Genomic DNA, 20420 nt, shown 5'->3' with positions numbered 1-20420 from the left:
TCTCGAGCAGTCGGTGCGCCAGCACCGCTGGCCACCCGGCAGTCTATTTAGCGAAAGTGTCGCGCTCGGTCGGAGGTGGCTGCAGAAGCGGACCGTAACGCTGCTGGAACTCTGTGATGATCTCGGCGAAGGGAAGGTCGTGGTACCAGCCGCGGTCATGAAGGTATTCCATGTGCTGATGGCCTTCGCTGTCAAAGGTGTGTAAAAGCGCGTCGTGTTCGCCATCGAAATCGATCGGCGGGACGCCGAATCGGGCGCACAGTTCGGCGTTGAACGCCGGTGTCGCCTTGACCCAACGGTCGTTGACGAACAGTTCGCTGTAGCCGTGGTAGACGAACACGTCGGTGCCGCCCATCTGGGCGCGCAGCGTGTCGGTTTGCAGGTGGTTGCGCACGTCGGCGAACCCCAGCCGGGCGGGAATACCCGCGGCGCGGGCTGCCGCGGTGAGCAGGACCGCCTTGGGGATGCAGTAGGCGCCGGCCGCGGTCGCGACGTAACTGGCGCGGTAGTGGCCGGGATCGTCGTCAGCGCTATAGGGGTTGTACCAGATGTTGTCACGGACCGCGCGGAAAATGCGTTGGGCTCTTGTCACCGGATCCCGGTTATCGCCGATCGCCGCCTGGGTGAAGCGCTGGACGTTGTCGTGGTGCCAGTCCAAGAACTCCGTGGTTCCCAGGAAAGTCGGATCGGGATCGGTCGATGTGCCGTTCACAGCGGGCCTTTCGTCATCAACATGGTGGTGCTCGTTGTCACCGAGCGCGCAGCGTAGTCCATGGCGTCGGCCAGGCGGCGTACGGCGTCGATTTCATCGGTCACCCACGCCCAACCGGCCACCGGGTCATCGGTGCAGCGCACACACAACCCGGCGCCGACGCGGGTCAGGTAGTCGACCCGCAGCTGTCCACCCGTCCGGGTGTCGATTCGGTGTCTGCACCGTCGTCAAACCCCATCGAGCCAGCAGCCCCGTCAGAACCGGATGAGTCCTCGAACGTTGCGGCCTGATCTCATATCGTCGTATCCCTCGTTGATCTGCTCGAGGCTGTATTCACGGGTGATCAACTCGTCGAGTTTGAGTTGCCCCGCGTTGTAGAGCTCAACCAGCCGTGGGATGTCATGGGCGGCATTGGACGACCCATACAACGCGCCGCGGATCTGCTTTTCGTACAACGTCATTTCCAGCAATGATCCCGACATCGAGCTGTCAGTGGGGTGCCCGATCGCGGTCACCACGACCCGGCCCCGCTTTCCCACCAACGACAGCGCCTCGCCGGTGTAGGACGCTTCGGCGACGTCGGTGGTCAACACGCACACGTCGGCGAGTTTGCCCCGGGTGAGATCGCTGACCAACGCCCGCGCCTCGTCGATCGTGGCGGCGGTGTGCGTCGCGCCGAATCCACCGGCCTGCTCGCGCTTGAATGCCACCGGGTCGACCGCCAGGATCGTCAACGCTCCGGCGATGCGGGCACCCTGAATCGCATTCATTCCGACGCCGCCCGCCCCCACCACGACCACAGTGTCCCCGGCGCGCACCTCGCCGGTGCGTACCGCCGACCCGTACCCGGTCGTGACACCGCACCCGATCAGCGCCGCCTTGTCCAGCGGGGTCCCGGCGTCGACTTTCACCACGGAGGCCTTGGGCACCACGGTGTACTCGGAAAACGTTCCCAACAAACACATCTGGCCGACGTCCTTGCCGCGGGCGTGGAAGCGGTAGGTGCCGTCGATCTGGGGTCCCATCATGACCGCCGCACCCATCTCGCACAGGTTGCCCATGCCGCGTGCACAGTAGGAGCAGTGTCCGCACGCGGGCAGGAACGTCAAAATGACGGAGTCGCCCTCGACGACGTCCTCGACCCCGGATCCGACCGCGGCCACGGTGCCGGCGCCCTCGTGCCCGCCCACCACCGGAAACGGAATCGGCAGGTCGCCGGTGACCAGGTGCTCATCGGAGTGACACAACCCGGTCGCGGTCAGCCGGACCAGCACCTCATCGGGACCGGGGGGATCCAGCTCGACCTCCTCGACCTCCCATTTCTGTCCCAGACCCCACAGAACCGCAGCACGTGTCTTCATCGTTTCACTCCTTACACTGGATACTTCTGGTTTATCGCCGGGAAATGATCAGCCGAGGGTCTCGATGACGAACGCGCCGCCCGCGTGCTGCTGGCGAAGTCTCTTCTTGTCGAACTTGCCGGTCGACGTCAGCGGCATCTCGGTGACGAACGTCCACCGCTCCGGCAGCCACCACTTTGCCACCCGGTCGCGCAGAAAGTCCGCCAGTTCCGCGGCGGTAGCGGTGTGCTCGGTGTGAAGCACGATCACCGCCAACGGTCGTTCCTGCCATTTGGGGTCGGGCGTCGCGATGACCGCCGCGGTGCACACGGCGGGGTGCGCGGCCAGTTCGTTTTCCAGTTCCACCGAGGAAATCCATTCACCGCCGGACTTGATCACATCTTTGGCCCGATCGGTCAACGTGATGAACGCATCCTCGGATATCGTGCCGATGTCACCGGTCGGCAGCCACCCGTCGGCGGAGACCGCGGTGGTCTCCTGGCCGTAGTAGCGTTGTGTGATCCACGGCCCGCGGACGTGGATTTCTCCGACGGATTTGCCGTCCCAGGGTTGTTCGACGCCGGCGTCGTCGACGATGCGGGCTTGCACGCCGGCCACCACCCGGCCCTGCGTTGCCCGCAGTCGCGTTGTCGTCTCCACGGAGTCGCTGTCGCGCGGCAGCGCCACCGAGACCAGCGGTGAGGTTTCGGTCATACCCCACGCCTGCACAATGCGGACGCCCAACTCGTCAAACGCGGTCATCAGCGACCGCGGTACCGCAGATCCGCCGCACGCCACCAGCTTCAGCGAACTCAAGTCATGGCCGGGATTGTTGCGCAGGTAGTGCAGGATATCGGTCCAAATCGTTGGTACCGCACCCGATATCGTCGGACGCGTCGCCTCGATCATCTCCACCAGCGGCGCAGCCTGCAAGAAGCGATCGGGCAACACCAGCTGCGCGCCGGCCATCATCGCCGCATAAGGCAGCCCCCAGGCGTTGGCGTGAAACATCGGCACAATGGCCAGCACCGTGTCGTCGTGGCTGATGCTCAACGCGTTCGCCGTGCAGGCGGCCTGGGAATGCAGCCACGTCGAGCGATGGCTGTAGACCACCCCTTTCGGGTGACCGGTGGTTCCGCTCGTGTAGCACATCGCCGCCGCGGACCGTTCGTCGAGGTCGGGCCAGTCGAAGGTCTCGGGCTGTTCCGCCACCACCTCGTCGTAGCGCACAACGGATTTCCCGCAACCCTCCAGAGGCGACAGATCGCCGTCACCGGTGACCAGCACCGTGTGCACCGAGGTCATCTTCGGCAGCGCCGCGGCCAGCAAGCCCAGCACCGTATGGTCGACGATGACCACCCGGTCATCGGCATGGCTAGTGATCCAGACCAATTGGTCGGGTGGCAGCCGCAGATTCAACGTGTGCAGCACCGCGCCCATCGACGGCACCGCGGCGTAACTGTCCAGGTGCTCCTGATTGCTCCACTGCAGCGTGGCGACCCGCTCGTCGCCGCGGATACCGATCTCACGCAACGCGTTGGCCAGCCGAGCCGCCCGAACCGCCAACTCCCGGTACGTCATTGACGAAATCTTGCCCGCACCGTGCGCGGTGAAGATCTTCCGCTCACCATGCACCGTTGACGCATGCCCGACGATGCTGGCGACGGTCAGCTGCTCGTCCTGCATCGTGCTTTTCACCGCGACACCTCCCCGCCGCCCAACGGACCGGCCGCCTGCCACAGCTCACGCATCGATGAGGTCCTGGCGGTGCTCGCCCTCCAGCATCAGCCGGTACTCCGGGAACAGATTCTTGGCCTGCGGTATCAGCATGATCAGGTTGGCATGGCCGTTGGTCCGCACCGTGCCCTTGCCCATCGCCACCGTCAAGTTCACCTTCCGCAACCAGAACTTGTTTCCCATGTCCGCAGACACAACCAACTCGACGCTGGGCACCGCCATACTTGACGCTCCGGTTTCGACGACCCTATTGGGCATATCCACCGTCACCACCGCACCCGGATCGGTGTGACGAACCCGCAACACCCGAGGCTGCGAGTTTGGCGGCCATCCGTCCTTTTCCGGGCCATGCAGGAAAATCCCACCGAGGTGGGTGTAAACCTCGTCCTCATCGGTGACAACAGCCATCCCAGCCTCCGTTCTGTGCACACCGGGTGACACGCTGATACACGCTGGCGTTGCGCCGTCGCGGCATTGTGGTGTGCGCCCGGTGGGTGCCCTAACTATGGTCTCGATCACAGCAACGCCATACGAGGCGCGCGCGTGCCAATCAGTGGCCTTCGTGGGCCAATCGCCCGGCCGACCGAGAGTTAACTGATCGGGGCACGAACGGTCGCTACCAGCCCGCCGCCGTCGCGCGCGCTGAAATCGACTCGCCCACCGATCGCCTCGAGGATTTGCTGCACGATCCAGAGGCCCAGCCCGGCGGTGCCGCGCCGGTCGCCGACGCTGACGTATTTGGCCGTCAACTCGCCCAGACTTCGAGCGGGTAGGCCAGGACCGCGGTCGGCTATCTCGATGACGATTTCGTTGCCGGTGCGCGCGCACGTCACGTCGACGGAGGCGTCACGGCTATGCCGGGAAGCGTTCTCCAGCAGGTTGGTCAGCACGCGCCGCAGCCCCTGGGCGTTGACCGCTACTACGCCTACGTCGCCGCTGACCGTCAACCGCGGCTGCGGTGAGACCAGGCCCACGGCGTCGGCGGCAGCGGTGATCAGGCCGGCGATGTCGACGCGCCGGACCCGGCCCGCCGAGAAGGTGGGGCGCCGGCTCAACGCGACGTCGGACAAGGCGTCGAGCATGTCACTGAGGTGCTCAACGTGGCGGCTCGCCAGCCGCAGGCTGGCGGCGCGGTCGGATTCCGTCATCGGCCTCGCCGATGTGAGCGCGTCCGCCAGCGCCTCCAAGGAGGCGACAGGGGTGCGGAATTCGTGCACCAACACCTGTAGTCCGTCCTGCTGAGACTGGTAGGACTGCAACAACCGGCTCCTCAGATCGCGTTCCTCTTCGGCGGCGGCGTGTTCGGCTTCGGCCTCCACCAACGCCCGAACGGTGGATCGGTGCTCATGTTCGGCCAGGGACGACAGCCCCGCCGTGATGATCGCGGTGAACAGCAGGTACAGCGCCCACCAACCACTCTGCGGCACCGGTGCGAGCGCGGCACTCGCGGCAGTGGGGGCAAGTAACGCGACAGCGATGTACCCGGCGCCGAGTAGCATCCCCAACGCCAGCGTCTCGGTAAACGACAGCCGGGCAGCAGAGGCGATGACGACCAGCACCAGCACCGACACCGCTGGGCTGTGCACCCCGCCGGTCAACACGATGAACCCCAGCGCGAACATCGAGTCGAAGCCGGTGACCAGCCAGCGGTAACGGGTGCGGCGCACCTCCAGCTGCGGATGGACGAACACGATCGCCGAATAGACCATCGCCGCCGCCAGCATCATCGCGAGGTACACGCGCACCCCTGGCGGCTCGACGCTCAGCAGCACCCCGACCGAGATCACCACTGCGATCCGCACGGCGATGATTGTGCGGGCCAGCCCGCCGCCGTATCCCTCCGCCGTCCAACGGTGCTGATCGACCGGTCTCACCGGGCCGACATTAGGGCCGGAGTAGCGTCGTAGCAATGAGTGGCAAGCCGTACGTCGTTGTGATCGTCGACGACCACGAGCTTTTCTCACAAGGCCTGGCTTTGCTGCTCAACCGTCAATGGGGCGAGTCGTTCACGGTGGGTGGGCAGACCACCTACGTCGAGGAGGCTGCCGACCTGGTGGCCCGCTGTGCTGCCGACGTCGCGATCATCGACCTGTCCATGCCCCCGCTCGGCGGGATAGCCGCCATCCGGCATATTAAGGCGCGCCATCCCAAGACCCGGATCTTGGCGCTGTCAGGGACCGACAACCTCGAGCTGGCCGAGGAGGCGCTGCGCGCCGGCGCCGACGGATTCCTGCCGAAGACGGCGCGGCCCGAAGCGCTGGCCGGTCCGCTGTGGACCGTCGCCGAAGGTTTGCGGGTCATCGACGGCGCGCTGCTTGACGCGCTGCTGGCGAAGTCCCACGAACCGCGGCCAGCGTTGCTGGACAACTTCAGCACGCAGGAGCTTCAGCTGTGGACCTTGCTGGCCAGGGGCGTGGAGACCAGCGATATCGCGCGGCGGATGGTGGTCTCGGAGCGGACCGTCAAACGGATGGTGGCCGCGTTGCTGCACAAGCTCGGTGTCACCAACCGTATCGCCGCCGCGGCGATGGCCGGGCGGCTTCGGTTGCTCGACGACCTCGCCGACGCCGACTGGTCGCAATGAGGATTCGGGTCCGCCGGTGTGCCGGCGTTCGGTCAAACAGCCAGCAAGTCGGTGCGCCCCCCGGCCCGCAGCGACTCCTCGTAGCGGGGGAAAAGCTTCTTGGCGACGGGCACGAGCTTGAGGATCTTCGGCACCGGGCCTTTGGCGCGGACCTGGCCCTTGGCCAGCGAGACAGCAAGGTTGAGTTTTCCCTGCCAGAACCGGTTGGCCATGTCGGAGGTCATCGACATCGCCACGGTGGGCGAAAGGTCACAGCTCCCGGTGATCACTTTTTTGTTGGGCATGTCGACGGTGATCTGGATGTCCGGGTCCGTGCAGTTGAGTCGTAGCACAACGCCGGATGCTGCGAGTTGGTCGGCGATCGATTCGTCTGCCACCGCCTCCTCGAAGATCCCGGCAATGTACTTCGTTGCCTCGTCGCCATCTTTGAAAACGCCCATGGTAAAGTCCCTCAACTCCTGAATCGTTCGACGCGCTCAACTATTTTTTTCGAGCCGCCCAGTCGTGCAGCTTCGCGATCTTCGTGTAGCCATTGTCCGGCACGAACTCCGCCTCGACACGGCCGTCGTGAATACAGTCGACCGGGCACAGCGGCACGCATTTCCCGCAGTCGATGCACTGTTCCAGGTCGATCACGAAGCGGCCCAGGAAATCATCGGCTTTCTTCGATATGGCATCGACGCGACCCGGGCATGAATGCTCGCATGCTCCGCATCCGATGCATGTGTCATCAATATAGAAATGGCCTCGCCGAATGCGGCTCATGTGTCTTCCTTCTCCCCTGACGGGCGACTCACAGCCGAGCACAGTTGTTGATGAAATGCTGCAAACTCTGGTTGTAGCGGAAAAACATGTCCCTACCCAGCGGATCGGATGACCAAACCCGTATCGGTGTCGCCGCCATACTCAGCGCGTTGAGGGAGTGATCGAGGTCTGGTCGGCCGTCTCCGGCGCGGATGTTGTCCACCATTTCCAGCCACGAGTCTCGGTCGGTCTCGATGACAAAATCCATCGACTCCAGTTCGGTTTCGCCGATCTCCTTGATCTCGTCGATGTCAAAGCCGTCGAAACGTAGTTGGACGATCAGCGCGGACCCGTCGGGGCCGCCGTCGAAGATGTTGACGGCAAGCCGGCAGTCAACCTCGCCGAGTTTGCGAAACTCGGCGAGGTCAGCCTTGTTGATCTCTGCCAGTCGGGTAACCCACTCGACGGTGGGAAGATCTGTGTGCGTGCTCACGCTGTCCACGGCATCTCCAACGGAATCGTCACCTTCTCGCGGCGGTCAAACCCAGCGCGATCACAGCGCTGTAGATACTCCTCGACAATCGTCCCCCACAGGAACGACACACCCTCCATGCCATCGTCGATCTTGTCGACTCCACCGCCCATGAGAACGGCTAGCGGCTCCAGCAAGCCGGGGCTGCTCAGCGCGGTGAGGATGATCTGCTCGCCGAGGTCGGCGAAGCGGTGCATATCCGAAAGCGCCTTGTCCCGGTCGGTGGAGCTGTCGAGGAAGTTCTTCAGCTCCAGCGTGCCATAAGAGACGTGGCGGGCCTCGTCTTGCATGCAACGCCGGAAGATTTCCTTGTCGACATGGGTCTTGGCCAGGAATTCGCCGGCCCGGAATATGGTCAGAACAAGGCCTTCGCCCAGGACATTGAGCAGGAATGTGCCTTGGGTGTGGCTTGGCGATTCGAGGATCGCCTTCAGCGCCCACTCCAAAGCCGGGCTGGCGTGCAACAAGCCGCCGCCGGCGGCGAGCGCGCGCTTGCGGAACACCTCCATGTGACGGGCCTCGTCCATCATCTGCGTCACGAGGAAGTTCTTGACTTCGAAGAAATCCGGTGAGGTGCGGTAAATCCAGCGCGACGGGAAGTCGCCGGCGACGAACTCGACCTCGGTGAGGGAGGTGGCCAGCTGGCACGCAGCCTTCTCCAGATCCTCGCTGGCCGGCTCGAGCTCGCTCCACGGGATGTCGCTGGTGGAGTTCCACTGCCGTGCTTTGGCCTCTTCGTAGAGCGTCACCACGTTGTCCGCCCATGCGTCCTTCTTATCGAGGATGTCGTAGGCGTCGATAATCGGCATCTGCTCGGCGTAGGGGTCGCGCACCGAGCCGCGCGGGGCGAAGTTGCGTGTCGCATTGTGCTCGGGGAGCGTGCCGTAGGCCGGCGGACGATTGATGTCGGTGTAGGTCAATCCCCGCGAACTCGGCCGCGCACGTACGCCCCAGTTCGCCTCGTCGGTGTTCATCCAGTGCAGCGAAAACGAGCCTCGTTCAAGCCGGTCGAGGTTTTCCTGCAAAAGCTCAGCCCAGATGGTGTTGTCCTCACGGAACTTCTTCTCGTAAGCGGCCAATGCCTCGTCTTCGAGCGTAGTTTCACTCGGAAGTGCCTGCATCCGGGTCAGTATTTCGGTCATCTGGTGGTCCTTCTCTCTATGAAGTGCCGTAACCCCTCGGTAACGCCACTCTATGACGCCGGTCACAGTTCTCGGGAGGTCCATTCGGGCCAACCCTGGCCCGAATGGGCCATCGCGGCACCGCAACCATTGGTCGGGCTACCAGATACGGCCCCGAAGGTGTTAAGCGTTCTCGGTGATCGGGGGGTCCACCCAAGCTCATCAGGTCGCGCAGGTTGTTGCCGGTCACCTCGACCGGGTGATTGCGAGGGCCAGCGTCGGCGATCAGGCGATAAGCGAGTTCGACAGCCGCCGGGGCCCGTGAAGGCACGCCTTCGATCGTCAGCCACCGCTCGTGGTGGTGAACATGTGGTCGGGGCAGTCGATGTGGAGGGAACGGATCTTGCGGTACAGGGTGGTTCGCCCGATCCCAAGCAGTGCCGCCGCCTTGGAGCGATTGCCGTTGGCTTCCTGGACGGCAGCAAGGATTGCGTCGCGTTCGGCTCTTTCATAGCCGGTCAGCTGACGTTTGTGCGCCGCGTCCCGCAGGCTCAGAGGCAGATTCTCGAGTTGGACAAGCCAGCCCGGCCGTGTGGCCGCAACGTCGACCATCGCCTGGCGAAGCTCTCTGATGTTTCCGGGCCACGGGCAGGCCATGAGCGCCTGTCGTGGGGCGGATGCCAAGGTGGTGCCGGGCCGGATTCCTTCCAGGCCGGACAGGATGGCCTCGGCGATTGCGGGTATCTGCTCCTTCATGTCGCACAGGTTGGGCACGGTGACAACGGTCGCCGCGCCCTTCACCAATTCGGCGACGGGATCGCTCGCCGCTCGGAGGTCGACAGTGAGCAGCAGTCGCCCCTTCTCGCCGCCGGCTGCGGTGGTCAACGCGGTCAGCGCCGTGACCTTGTCGACCGACCCAGGGTCCAGCAGTTCGAGGTGACGCACGATGACGTGGCCGCCGCGCGACAGCACATCGGTCGCATCCGCGAGCCACTCGGTGTCGGGCTTGGCCGCGAATGCCGCGATGTCGACTACCCGGGTGGGGCACTGCGGGGTCGTCGCGGCGATTTTTCGGGACAGGTGGTACTTCCCGGTGCCAGCCCGACCGTCGATTGCGATCGTCCTAGAAACCCGAAGTGCGTACTGCAGCCGCTCATCGACCGCCGGCAGTGGATGCAGGCACTCGCCGCTTTCCGGTTCGCGTCGACGAGGCGCCCGGCTGCTTTTCGAGTCTTGACTGAACTCCAGCCGGTAGGCGTGTCCGGTGGGGTCGCTGAGTCGCTCCGCCACCGCGAGCACGCGTCCGCAGGGCAGGTCGAGTTCGATGATTCGCGGCTCGCTGCCCCAGGTCTGGTTCGTCACGGCCTCCCACAGCAATGGGTGGTGCTCCGGGGTGACGAACTGAAGACCAGCGGTGTTGGAAACGACCGCATCCGGGGTCAGTACAACCGTCGGCACCCGGCCGGTGGCACCGGACTTGGGATTCAGCGCGGCGAAAAGGGCCCGGTTGCGGCCTCCGTCCAGGTCGGCCAGCACCTGTTCGATCTGCCGGGCGGCGTTCACCGCCAGGGTCAGCATCATCGGGTTGGTGGCCTCAACCGAGCAGGTCAGGGCGATCGAGCCGAGGACTCGACCGGCCGGAGCCATGCGGATGGGTGCGCCGGCGCAGGCCAGCGGCTCCAGCAGCTCGTTGAAGTGCTCGCCTCCGCGGACGAACAGCGGGGTCTTCTCCTCGAGGACCGTACCGATGCCGTTGGTTCCCACGGCACACTCGGAGAAGTCGAACCCTTCTGCGGCGCACGAGCCGTCGAGCTTCTTCCGCTGCACGTTGCCGGCCGCCCGCCGGGACAAGATCCGGCCCTTGTGATCGCTGAGAAAGACCGCCACACCGAGCCCGTCCAGGTCGGCCTGCAGGCGATCCAGCACGGGATCGGCCGACCGGCACAGCAGCTCGGAACGTCCATGTGCATCGAGATGGTGAAAGGCGATCCGGTCGGTGGGCACGCCCTGGCTCGCCGACCGGCGCCAGCTGCGCATGATCGATTCCCGGACTGTGCCCGACACGTCGACGTGGTGTTGCACGCCTTGATCCAGCAGCCGTTCCCGCGCCGCCCGCAAGCGGTCCAGCTCGATGCCGCTGAAAGGCCTCGCCATTGTTCCTCCGGGGACTCACGGAACTCACGCAACCGCTGTCGGAGACTCGGTCCGCCGAGAGGAATTCGGCCCCGCCAACCCGTCGGGCGGGCCGTGCCGACGCGTCCGCGACAGCGCCTGGAACAAGCCTACCGCTGCGGACGGTGATTTCGGGCGCCCTTTCGGTCTTGGCCTGGGAGTGGGCGGGCTGTGGAAGCCCGAAGCGTGGGGCCGCCGCGCTGTTTCAAATCGGAACAGTCGTTGCTATTGCGCCGCTCACACACTGATAGTCGGGTTGTCCACATCACAATCCCGGAAAAGCAACTGTGATCCGAAAGGCAACGCTCGTGACCGTCTCTGCAGAAGCCGACTTTCTCGAGGCGCTCTACCGGGCCTGGTCCAGCCGCATGGCCGCCGACCCACAAATGTCCATTGGGATGCTGCGCAGCATGTTCGACGAGTGGCACCAGCCGACTAAGGAGCCCGAGGCCGTGACGTACCGGTCGGACGTCGTCGCCGGCGTCGAGGGTATCTGGGCCCTCCCGCTCGGCGCGGACACGTCGAGGGTGATCTTATACACCCACGGTGGCGGCTTCGCAACCGGATCCGCGGCCAGCCACCGCAAGCTCGCCGCACACCTCGCCAAAGCGCTCGGGACGACAGCGTTCGTCCTCGACTACCGGCGAGCGCCCGAGCATCCCTTCCCCGCGCAGATCGAAGACGCCACCGCGGTGTATCGCGCGCTGCTGGACCGAGGCTTCGCGCCCGGCAGCATCATCACCGCCGGCGACTCCGCCGGCGGCAACCTGGCCGTCGCCACCGTGTTAAAGCTCCGCGACGACGGCTCGCCGCTGCCCGGCGCAGTGATCGCCATCTCGCCGTGGCTTGACATGGAGCTCGCCGGCGAAAGCTTGACCACCAACGCGGCCGCCGACGGCCTGGTCAGTCGACAGATCCTCGAGGGGATGTCGGCGATGTTCCTCGGCGAGACCGGCAAGCCCGATGATCCGCTCGCCAACCCGCTGTACGCCGACTACACCGGTTTCCCTCGGTTGTACATCAGCGCCGGGTCGGCGGAAACGCTGCTGGATGACGCAACCCGGCTCGCCGACCGGGCCTCGGCGGCGGGCGCCGAGGTGACGCTCTCCGTCGTCGACCGCATGCAGCACGTGTTTCCCTGCCTCGCCGGGCGCGCCCCGGAGGCCGACGCGGAAATCGCCCGGATCGGCAGCTGGTACCGCCGCTGACCCTCCCGGCAGACGAACTCGGACAGACAAATTCGGGCACGAAGAGAACAGAGGACCGACTGATATGAGCACTCACCATGATGCGATCGTCATCGGCGCGGGCTTCGGTGGGATGTATGCCCTCAAGAAGCTGCGCGACGAGCACGGCTTGAACGTGCGACTGTTCGACAAGGCCGGTGGCGTGGGCGGTACCTGGTACTGGAACCGTTACCCGGGCGCACTCTCGGACACCGAGTCGTTCGTTTACTGCTACTCCTGCGACAAGGACTTGCTGAAAGAGTGGGACTTCAACACCCGCTACGTCACCCAGCCGCAAATCCTGAGCTACCTCGAGCACGTGGCCGACCGCTGGAAATTGCGGCCCGATATTCAGCTCAACACCGGCGTCGTCGCGGCGCACTTCCACGAGAACGACAACCTCTGGCACGTCAAGACCGACACCGGCGAACTGCACACCGCGAAGTACCTCGTCACCGCGGTGGGGCTGCTGTCGGCCACGAACCTCCCCGACCTCAAGGGCATCGACACCTTCCAAGGCGTCCACGTACACACCAGCCAGTGGCCGGCCGACCTCGAACTGGCCGGCAAACGGGTTGGTGTGATCGGGAACGGATCCACCGGAGTCCAGGTCATCACCGCGATCGCTCCCGAGGTCGACCATCTGACCGTGTTCCAGCGCTCGGCCCAGTTCACCGTCCCCGTGGGCAACGGGCCGGTCTCTCGCGAGTACGTCGCAGACGTCAAGGAGAACTACGAGGCCATCTGGGAGCAGGTGCGCAACTCGGTCGTCGCCTTCGGCTTCGAGGAGAGCACCACCACCTACGAGTCCGTGTCGTCGTCGGAGGCGCTGGCGATCTTCGAGCGAGCGTGGGAAAAGGGCGGCGGCTTCCGCTTCATGTTCGAGACCTTCGCCGACATTGCCACCAACGAGGTCGCGAACAAGGCCGCACAAGACTTCATCAAGGGCAAGATCGCAGAGATCGTCAAGGACCCCGAGACGGCCCGCAAGCTGATGCCGCGGGACCTCTACGCCAAGCGGCCGCTGTGCGATAGCGGGTACTACGCAACCTTCAACCGTGACAACGTCGAACTCGTGGACGTCAAGGAGAATCCGATCGCGGAGATCACGCCCGCCGGCGTCCGGACCTCCGACGGGGTGGAGCACCAGATCGACATCCTGATCTTCGCCACCGGATTCGACGCGGTCGACGGCAACTACAAGCGTTTCGACCTGCGAGGCCGCAATGGCCTCACGATGGCGGACTACTGGAAGGACGGACCGTCAAGCTATCTCGGGGTGGCGGTCGCGAACTTCCCGAACATGTTCATGGTGCTCGGGCCTAATGGCCCCTTCACCAACCTGCCGCCGTCGATCGAGACACAGGTGGAGTGGTCCACCGACCTGATCGGGCACGTGGAGCAGACCGGTTTCTCCACCGTGGAGCCGACCGCCGACGCCGAGCAGGACTGGACCGCCACCTGCCGCGAGGTCGCCGACGCGACGCTGTTCCCGAAGGCACAGTCATGGATTTTCGGCGCCAACATTCCCGGCAAGAAGAACACGGTCTACTTCTACCTTGCGGGTCTGGGCGCCTACCGCAACGTGCTCTCGGAGTGCAAGGACGCTGGCTACAAGGGCTTTCAGTTCAGCTGAGCGGGCCGCAGCGCACAGGCCGTCAGCCGGTCACCCGCGCCGAAGCCCGTTGACTCCCACCGAAAGGAAGGTTCTAGTGTCTCGCACGGTCACCGTCCACTTTCCCGGCACCGCACGCCAGCACACAGTGCCTACCGGATTGCACGTCGACGGCGAATGGATCGACCTCGACCACACCTTCGACGTGGTCGACCCCGCGACGGGAGAGCCATTCGCATCCGTCTCAGACGCGACAAACGCGCACACGCGAGCTGCCCTCGACGCCGCCCACGCCGCCCAAGCCTCGTGGGCCGACGTGGCGCCGAGGGTGCGCGGCGACCTCATGCACGGAATCCACCAGCTGCTCACGGATCGAGCGGAGGCCTTCATCGACCTCATGGTGCTGGAGGCGGGGAAGCCACGATCCGAGGCCGCAGGCGAGATGGCGCTGACGCTCGATTTCGTCAAATGGCTGGCGGAGCAGGCGGCTCACGTGCATGGCTCCTTCTCCCGAGGTTCGCGCGGCAATTTCCGGATCGTCGCCACGATGCAACCGGTCGGTCCCAGCCTGCTCGTATCGCCGTGGAACTTTCCCGTCCTCGTCCCGGCTCGCAAGGCCGTCGCTGCGCTTGCCGCGGGCTGCACAGCCATCATGAAACCCGCGGAGCAGACGCCGCTGACCTCGGCACTGCTGATGCAGGCCGTCGTTGACGCGGGCATTCCCGCAGGCGTGTTGAATCTGGTCCATACCTCTCGTCCAGGGGAGCTGTCTACGGAACTTCTACATGACCGGCGGCTGCGCAAGGTCAGCTTCACCGGCTCGGTCGCCGTCGGCTCGTTGATGATGCGCCAGGCAGCGCGCAATGTCGTGAGTGTTCAACTCGAACTCGGCGGAAACGGCCCGTTCATCGTCCTCGACGACGCCGACGTCGAGCATGCCGTCGCAGCAGCCGTCGCCGCGAAATTCCGCAACGCGGGGCAGGCCTGTGTCGCCGCGAACAGGATCATCCTGCAGCAGGGTATCGCCGCGGAGTTCACCGAGTTGTTCGTCGATGAGGTGCGCAATCTGGTCGTCGGACCGGGCTACCGGCCGGGGGTCGACGTCGGGCCGATGATCTCCGAAACACAGCGGCAAGCGATCACCGGCACAGTCCAAAGTGTCGTCGGCGCGCAGGCCGATGTGCTGGTGGGCGGTAAGCCGGTGGGCGGCGACGGCTACTTCTTCGAGCCGACAGTCCTGGCGATGCGGGACAAGGCTCCCGAGTTTTCCGGTCAGGAACTCTTCGCCCCGGTGGCGCCCCTGTTCGTCGTCGACTCGATCGATGAGGCAGTCTCCTTCGCAAACGATACGCAGTACGGACTTGCGGGCTATCTGTTCACTCGAGACATTTCGCGCGCGGTGTCGATCAGCGAGCGCCTCGACGTCGGCATGGTCGGCGTGAACCGTGGCCTGATATCCGACCCGGCTGCGCCGTTCGGGGGGGTCAAGAGCTCGGGTCTCGGTCGCGAGGGCGGTCACCACGCGCTCGAAGACTTCATGGAGACGAAGTACATCGCCCTCACCACGGATTGAAACCGCCGCACGCCCGGCCAGCGCCGGCAAGAACTGGCCGACAACCACTATCGGAAAGAGAGACGCAGAAATGACGAACCGCCTCGAAGGCAAGGTTGCGCTCATCACCGGAGCCGCGCGCGGACAAGGTGCAGCGGAGGCCCGGCTGTTTGCCGCCGAAGGTGCATCCGTCGTCATCACCGACGTTCGTGACGACGCGCTGGTGTCCCTCGAAAAGGAACTTCTGGACGCGGGGGCTACGGTGTCAGCCACCCGGCTCGACGTTGCCGACGAGGCGGATTGGGACCGCGCGGTCCGACACGCGACTGCGGTGTTCGGTGAACTGAACGTATTGGTGAACAACGCCGGGATCCTGGACATGGCCGGTGTTGAGCAGACCTCGCTGGAGGTGTGGAACCGGATTGTCGCGGTGAACCAGACCGGGGTGTGGCTGGGCATGAAGTCCGCCATTCCTTCCATTCGCAGGGCAGGCGGGGGCTCGATCGTCAATGTCTCTTCGATCTACGGCCTGATCGGCAGCGGTGCGGCCGCGGCCTACCAGGCGACCAAGGGAGCGGTGCGCCTGCTCACCAAGACCGCCGCCGTCCAGTACGCGTCCGAGGGAATTCGGGTGAACTCGATTCATCCTGGTGTGATCGACACGGGGATGGTGGACGAGGAGATCCCGGCCGAGGGCCTGCCGGCACTGACCGCCGCCACGCCGCTCGGACGGATGGGCAGACCCGAGGAAATCGCGTACGGCGCGCTCTTCCTCGCATCGGACGAGTCGTCGTTCATGACGGGCTCGGAACTCGTCATCGATGGGGGCTACACCGCCCAGTAGCACCTGGCCGCCGAACCGGGCGCGCTCGGCGTCCATCTAGCCGTGTTTGAGCGTCCCGCGGCGTGCCGCCTCGGCCTCCTCCTGGTACATATCCATCAGCTGGGAAATCGCAGTAGTCGAGGCGTTTGATCGGCATGACTGTCCCGCCTCCGCAGATCGCGCCTGACGATGTCGAGGAATGGTGCGCGATGGGGGTCGGTTCAGCAGCGGTGTCGATCCGTCGGTTTGGGGGCGGTTTGCGGCGTCGCCCCGACAGAGCCCCGTTGGGCGCCCCAAGCCGCCAGCCGAACCAGCCAGTGCGACCAAAGCCAGTCCCGGCGCCGCAGCAGGTCATCGTCGGAGCCGAAGCCCGATTCCCGCAAGGAGAGCCGGCTGTCGTGTGGCCCGTCGGTGTGGATCTCGATGGTGCTGAGCAACGGCCGCCCCCAATCAGCTGCTTGCCAGCTCACCACGAGCCGCTCCGGTGCGAGCACTTCGAGGAACTCGCCGACGATCTCCGGCCACCCGGACATACTCACCTGGATCTCACCGCCAACGGCCGGGTCGATGATCACATCGGCGCCCATCCAGTGAGCCGCCGCGTCTTCAGACACCAACAGCTCGTACAGCTTGGGTGCGGACACGGCGTAGCGCAGCGATTTATCCAACACCGCCTCGGTTCCGCCGGCCTTCGAATCCGGTGGCGGGCTCATGTGTGCGGTCACTTCGTCACTCCGTTCGGTCAGCCGGCGCTTGGCCGGTGCGGGTGGGTCTTCTGCGCCTTACGGGTTGCCGATAGTCTGCCGCTCAATATGACCTCGGCAGACCGAGCACGTGCTCGGCGATGTAGTTGAGCACCATCTCCTGGGAAACCGGCGCGATCTTCATCAGGCGTGCCTCGCGGAAGTACCGCTCCACGTGGTACTCGCTGGCAAAGCCGAACCCGCCGTGGGTCTGGACCGCGCGGTCGGCGGCGAAAAACCCGGCGTCGGCGGCCAGGAACTTGGCGCTGTTGGCCTCGCGGGCACACGGCTGGCCGTGGTCATATAACCATGCCGCCCTGTTGGCCACCTGCTCGGCTGCGTCCAGTCGCATGGTGGCCTCCGCCAATGGGAAGGCGATGCCCTGGTTCTTGCCGATCGGACGATCGAACACCACCCGCTGGTTGGCGTAGTCCACAGCGCGTCGGATCGACGCTCGCCCGATTCCGATCGCCTCGTGCGCGATCAGGATCCGCTCCGGATTCAGTCCGTCGAGCAGGTACTGAAACCCCTTGCCTTCGTCGCCGATTCGATGATCGGCAGGGATGCGCAGGTTGTCGATGAACAGCGCGTTGGAATTCACGGCGTTGCGGCCCATCTTCGGGATCTCTCGGATCTCCACGGCGGAGCGGTCGAGCGGGGCCAGAAACAGTGTCATCCCGTCGATCGGACGGGCGCACTCCTCGCGGGGCGTCGTGCGGGTGAGAAGCAGCAGGTAGTCGGCCTGCTGGGCCTTGGTGATCCACACTTTCCGGCCGTTGACGACGTAGTGGTCGCCGTCGCGACGCGCCCGGGTGGTGATCCGACTGGTATCTGTGCCCGCGTCGGGCTCGGTGACTCCGAAAGACACGTGCAGCTCACCGGAGACAACCTTTGGCAGCAGCTGCTCGCGCAGCTGTGGGGAGCCGTGCTTGACCACGGGGTTCATCCCGAAGATCGTCAGGTGGATGGCGCTGCACCCGTTCATCGCGGCGCCCGACTGCGCAATCTCTTGGAGTAGCAAAGATGCTTCGGTGATGCCCTGCCCGCCGCCGCCGTACTCTTCCGGAATCGCGATGCCGAGCCAGCCGCCCTCGGCCAGTGACCGGTAGAACTCGTCCGGGAAGCGGTGGTCCCGGTCGCAGGCGGCCCAGTATTCGTCGTTGAATCGGGCGGTCACCTGGCGCACGCCCTTACGCAGGGCGTCGTGGTCCGGGTTGGGGGCGAAGTCCATCGCTACCTCCTCAGCCTAAAGTCGCGTGACTTCGGGAGACGGAACGAACCTGCCTGGACGCAGCTCGCTCTACTGCTGCTTTGTCATCCATCACTGTCTTCGACGGTGGCCGCAGAAGCACAGCATGGGAGCAACCATCGTTTTCCTAGCTCGTGGTCGACAGGTCAGCCGATCCACTTTCAGGACAATCATTATACAACTACGCTGCTCGATGGTTGATGACCACACGACGCGCGAACCACCGTGCCCGGGGACACCTCGTGGGGGGGTGTGTCAAACAGGAGACCGCTATTCCGGCCCGTTGCCAAATGCGTCATCCCAGAGGCCTGACTCCGCGAGCGAGCGTCGACCGGCGCGCAGCCGGATAGCGAGCTGGAGGCGGAAGCACTGTTCGGGGTCGGTGAGGTCGACATCCATGACCTCGGCAATCCGCTCCAACCGATAGCGCATCGTGTTCGCGTGCACGAGCAGATCGTGGGCCGCCCGGCGGAGGTTCCCACCGGTGTTCAGGTAACTGGCCAGGGTCTGCCAGCCGTCAAAGCGCAGTGTCGCCGCCGCCTGCTCTAGCCGTCGGATCGGCTCCTCGAACTCGGGGTCGCCCGCTTCGGCGCCGGGGAGCAGTAAGCGGTGGACGCCGATCGCGGCGAAGTCCAGGAACCGTTGGCGGGTGCTTACCGCGAGTTGGCATGCATAGACCGCCTGCCGCGCGGAGGAGGCCAACTCCATAGGGTCGCGCACCGTGGACCCCAGCCCCACCGCGACGGCGCGTTGCCGCACCGCGCGCTTCAGTCGATCCACGGAGCTGTCGTTGGCGTCGACCAATGCGACCACCATGCCCATGTGCTCGCCGTGCGGGAGGCCCAACGAATCGAGCATTCGGCCAATTTTGCCCTCGGAATCGCGACGATCGTCGGGTGGTGCGGTCGTGGTCGCCACGGCGTCGGCTGTTCTGATCTCGTCCAGAGCGGCCACCCGCGCGCCGAGTGACCCCACGAGGTGCTCGACCGCCAATTTGGCCGAATGCCGCCGGAAGGCGCCCTTTGCCAGCAGGCTCACCATCTGCCGGCGGGTCTCCGAGCTCAGTCTCGGCCACGAGGCACGGTGGGTGATTTCGGCGGCGGCCACCGGAGCAAGGTGGCGGAGCCATTCGATGGCTGCATCCGTGTTACCGCCATGTGCGATCGTCGAAAGGTAGCCCAGCGGTTTCTTGGAGCCGAGCCGCGCGACGATCCGGTGGCCAGCGGCGGGTGTGCCGAGCCGAACCAGTTCGGGGATGCCCGGTTCTAGGTGGTCGGCCAGTCGCCGCAGCCGCCCGGCGGTGATCAGCTCGGAGAGCGAGGAAGGGCATCGGTCGGGCGGGTGCCAGATGACCGGAACGAACTCTGCGTCTTCCAGCAGGAGTTCGTCGGCGACGTGCGATGCGGCAGCCAGCATCTCGGCGAGTAGGCCGTCGGATCCGGCGAGCGCCCCACACACCGCGGCGCAGTTCGGGGCGCCGGAAGCCGACGGCCCAGGAGTGGACTCTGCCTCCGGGGACAGGGCGCGAAGTCGGCGAGCGATCAGCCGGTCGACCGCGCTGCCGCTCAATGTGGAGATCGCCGGCGACATCGCGAGATGGCGTACCTGGGCGGGGCTGTCGAGTTGGTCGAGCAGGTGGTCCAGCAGCACGAGGCGACCCTCCGGCGACCGAGTATTGAGCTCGGTTCCATCGACCCACAGGACGGTGTGTCGCAGCAGCGCGGGAAACCCGGCACCAGCGGCGTGGGGTCCCGCGAACAGACACGTCACCGAGACGGAGCCCGGGAACAGGTCGAGGACACCCGAACACTCGTCCGCGTCCGCGGCGAGTGCGCTGTCCGACGCCTGCGCATGAACCACCAACACGTGCGGTGGGCCGGCCCCGTGGTCAGCGATCCGAACGGCAGCGGCACGGAGTCCGGCCTGGCCAGCTCCTCGATGCAGGAACTCGACCGACCCGCCGCCCAGCATGTCCGGGCGATCTCTCTCCTGCAGGTCGAGCTCGATCTGCGCTTGCTCGATCGCCCCGCTGTGCAGCACCAAGACGGGACGGCCGACAGCGGCCTCGATCAGATCGGCGGCCCGAGAGGCAAGCCGATCCGCCCGCTCGAGGATCGCGCGATGGCCAGGCAACGGCCCGATTTCATGCATATGCACCAATCCAGACGCAGTTATCGTACGTTCCGCCGATGCTCCGCAGTCGCCGACGCTCTTATAGTGATCTCTGTCACCAAGAATAATGGTGATTCTTACTACCAATGAAGGTGGAA

The 20420-nt window shown here is 65.2% G+C and carries 19 protein-coding genes; 6 read left to right on the top strand and 13 right to left on the bottom strand.

Annotation, left to right across the window (positions count from 1 at the left end):
* Positions 1-43: 43 nt before the first annotated feature.
* From K9U37_RS16860 to K9U37_RS16835, 5 genes are all read right to left on the bottom strand, one after another.
* Positions 44-712, bottom strand: coding sequence for a transglutaminase-like domain-containing protein (locus tag K9U37_RS16860; protein WP_243072663.1), 669 nt, complete (start codon positions 710-712; stop codon positions 44-46).
* A gap of 254 nt (positions 713-966) precedes the next feature.
* Positions 967-2073 (bottom strand): NDMA-dependent alcohol dehydrogenase, encoded by a 1107-nt coding sequence (locus tag K9U37_RS16850; RefSeq protein ID WP_243072662.1) that lies wholly within the window; start codon positions 2071-2073, stop codon positions 967-969.
* A 48-nt stretch (positions 2074-2121) separates the two neighbouring features.
* Positions 2122-3738, bottom strand: coding sequence for a long-chain fatty acid--CoA ligase (locus K9U37_RS16845; protein ID WP_243073427.1), 1617 nt, complete (start codon positions 3736-3738; stop codon positions 2122-2124).
* A 57-nt stretch (positions 3739-3795) separates the two neighbouring features.
* Positions 3796-4197 carry a sterol carrier protein gene (locus K9U37_RS16840; protein WP_243072661.1) on the bottom strand — a complete coding sequence of 134 codons (402 nt, stop codon included), beginning with the start codon at positions 4195-4197 and terminating at the stop codon, positions 3796-3798.
* Between the two features lie 182 nt (positions 4198-4379).
* Positions 4380-5663: a sensor histidine kinase gene (locus tag K9U37_RS16835; protein WP_243072660.1), complete on the bottom strand. Its 1284-nt coding sequence runs from the start codon at positions 5661-5663 to the stop codon at positions 4380-4382.
* A 35-nt stretch (positions 5664-5698) separates the two neighbouring features.
* Between K9U37_RS16835 and K9U37_RS16830 the strand changes: the two genes are divergently transcribed.
* Positions 5699-6373, top strand: a complete 675-nt coding sequence (locus K9U37_RS16830; protein ID WP_243072659.1) for a response regulator transcription factor — start codon at positions 5699-5701, stop codon at positions 6371-6373.
* Positions 6374-6405: 32 nt separating this feature from the next.
* Here the strand turns inward: K9U37_RS16830 and K9U37_RS16825 are convergent, their stop codons facing one another.
* The 5 genes from K9U37_RS16825 to K9U37_RS16805 form a co-directional block, all read right to left on the bottom strand.
* Complete coding sequence (locus K9U37_RS16825) at positions 6406-6813, bottom strand: SCP2 sterol-binding domain-containing protein (RefSeq protein WP_243072658.1); 408 nt, start codon at positions 6811-6813, stop codon at positions 6406-6408.
* A 40-nt stretch (positions 6814-6853) separates the two neighbouring features.
* Positions 6854-7138 carry an NADH-quinone oxidoreductase subunit I gene (locus tag K9U37_RS16820; protein ID WP_243072657.1) on the bottom strand — a complete coding sequence of 95 codons (285 nt, stop codon included), beginning with the start codon at positions 7136-7138 and terminating at the stop codon, positions 6854-6856.
* 28 nt (positions 7139-7166) lie between these two features.
* Entirely contained in the window at positions 7167-7619 is a 453-nt protein-coding gene (locus K9U37_RS16815; protein ID WP_243072656.1) for a hypothetical protein, read from the bottom strand.
* Entirely contained in the window at positions 7607-8770 is a 1164-nt protein-coding gene (locus K9U37_RS16810; RefSeq protein ID WP_243072655.1) for a ferritin-like domain-containing protein, read from the bottom strand. Before K9U37_RS16810 ends, K9U37_RS16815 begins: the two co-directional genes overlap by 13 nt.
* A gap of 342 nt (positions 8771-9112) precedes the next feature.
* On the bottom strand, positions 9113-10924 hold the full coding sequence (locus K9U37_RS16805) for a sigma-54-dependent Fis family transcriptional regulator (protein ID WP_243072654.1): 1812 nt from the start codon (positions 10922-10924) through the stop codon (positions 9113-9115).
* 326 nt (positions 10925-11250) lie between these two features.
* On the opposite strand from K9U37_RS16805, the gene K9U37_RS16800 reads away from it, so the two are divergent.
* The 4 genes from K9U37_RS16800 (at position 11251) to K9U37_RS16785 (ending at position 16179) form a co-directional block, all read left to right on the top strand.
* Positions 11251-12150 carry an alpha/beta hydrolase gene (locus tag K9U37_RS16800; protein ID WP_243072653.1) on the top strand — a complete coding sequence of 300 codons (900 nt, stop codon included), beginning with the start codon at positions 11251-11253 and terminating at the stop codon, positions 12148-12150.
* A gap of 64 nt (positions 12151-12214) precedes the next feature.
* Positions 12215-13804 (top strand): flavin-containing monooxygenase, encoded by a 1590-nt coding sequence (locus K9U37_RS16795; RefSeq protein WP_243072652.1) that lies wholly within the window; start codon positions 12215-12217, stop codon positions 13802-13804.
* A 76-nt stretch (positions 13805-13880) separates the two neighbouring features.
* Positions 13881-15356, top strand: a complete 1476-nt coding sequence (locus K9U37_RS16790; protein ID WP_243072651.1) for an aldehyde dehydrogenase family protein — start codon at positions 13881-13883, stop codon at positions 15354-15356.
* Between the two features lie 70 nt (positions 15357-15426).
* Positions 15427-16179, top strand: coding sequence for a glucose 1-dehydrogenase (locus K9U37_RS16785; protein WP_243072650.1), 753 nt, complete (start codon positions 15427-15429; stop codon positions 16177-16179).
* Positions 16180-16379: 200 nt separating this feature from the next.
* Here the strand turns inward: K9U37_RS16785 and K9U37_RS16780 are convergent, their stop codons facing one another.
* The 3 genes from K9U37_RS16780 to K9U37_RS16770 all read right to left on the bottom strand — a co-directional run bounded on the left by K9U37_RS16780 (position 16380) and on the right by K9U37_RS16770 (position 19566).
* A complete protein-coding gene (locus tag K9U37_RS16780) occupies positions 16380-16883 on the bottom strand; it encodes an SRPBCC family protein (protein ID WP_243072649.1) in 504 nt (167 codons plus the stop codon).
* 82 nt (positions 16884-16965) lie between these two features.
* On the bottom strand, positions 16966-18132 hold the full coding sequence (locus K9U37_RS16775; RefSeq protein ID WP_243072648.1) for an acyl-CoA dehydrogenase family protein: 1167 nt from the start codon (positions 18130-18132) through the stop codon (positions 16966-16968).
* A gap of 288 nt (positions 18133-18420) precedes the next feature.
* Positions 18421-19566, bottom strand: coding sequence for a PucR family transcriptional regulator (locus K9U37_RS16770; RefSeq protein WP_243072647.1), 1146 nt, complete (start codon positions 19564-19566; stop codon positions 18421-18423).
* A 180-nt stretch (positions 19567-19746) separates the two neighbouring features.
* Here K9U37_RS16770 and K9U37_RS16765 point away from each other — a divergent pair, with 180 nt between their 5' ends.
* Positions 19747-20412 (top strand): hypothetical protein, encoded by a 666-nt coding sequence (locus K9U37_RS16765; RefSeq protein WP_243072646.1) that lies wholly within the window; start codon positions 19747-19749, stop codon positions 20410-20412.
* The last annotated feature ends 8 nt before the right edge of the window (positions 20413-20420 follow it).

This window comes from Candidatus Mycolicibacterium alkanivorans, assembly GCF_022760805.1.
In the GTDB taxonomy this organism is placed as follows: domain Bacteria; phylum Actinomycetota; class Actinomycetes; order Mycobacteriales; family Mycobacteriaceae; genus Mycobacterium; species Mycobacterium alkanivorans.
This window is presented reverse-complemented; position numbering and strand designations above follow the sequence as displayed.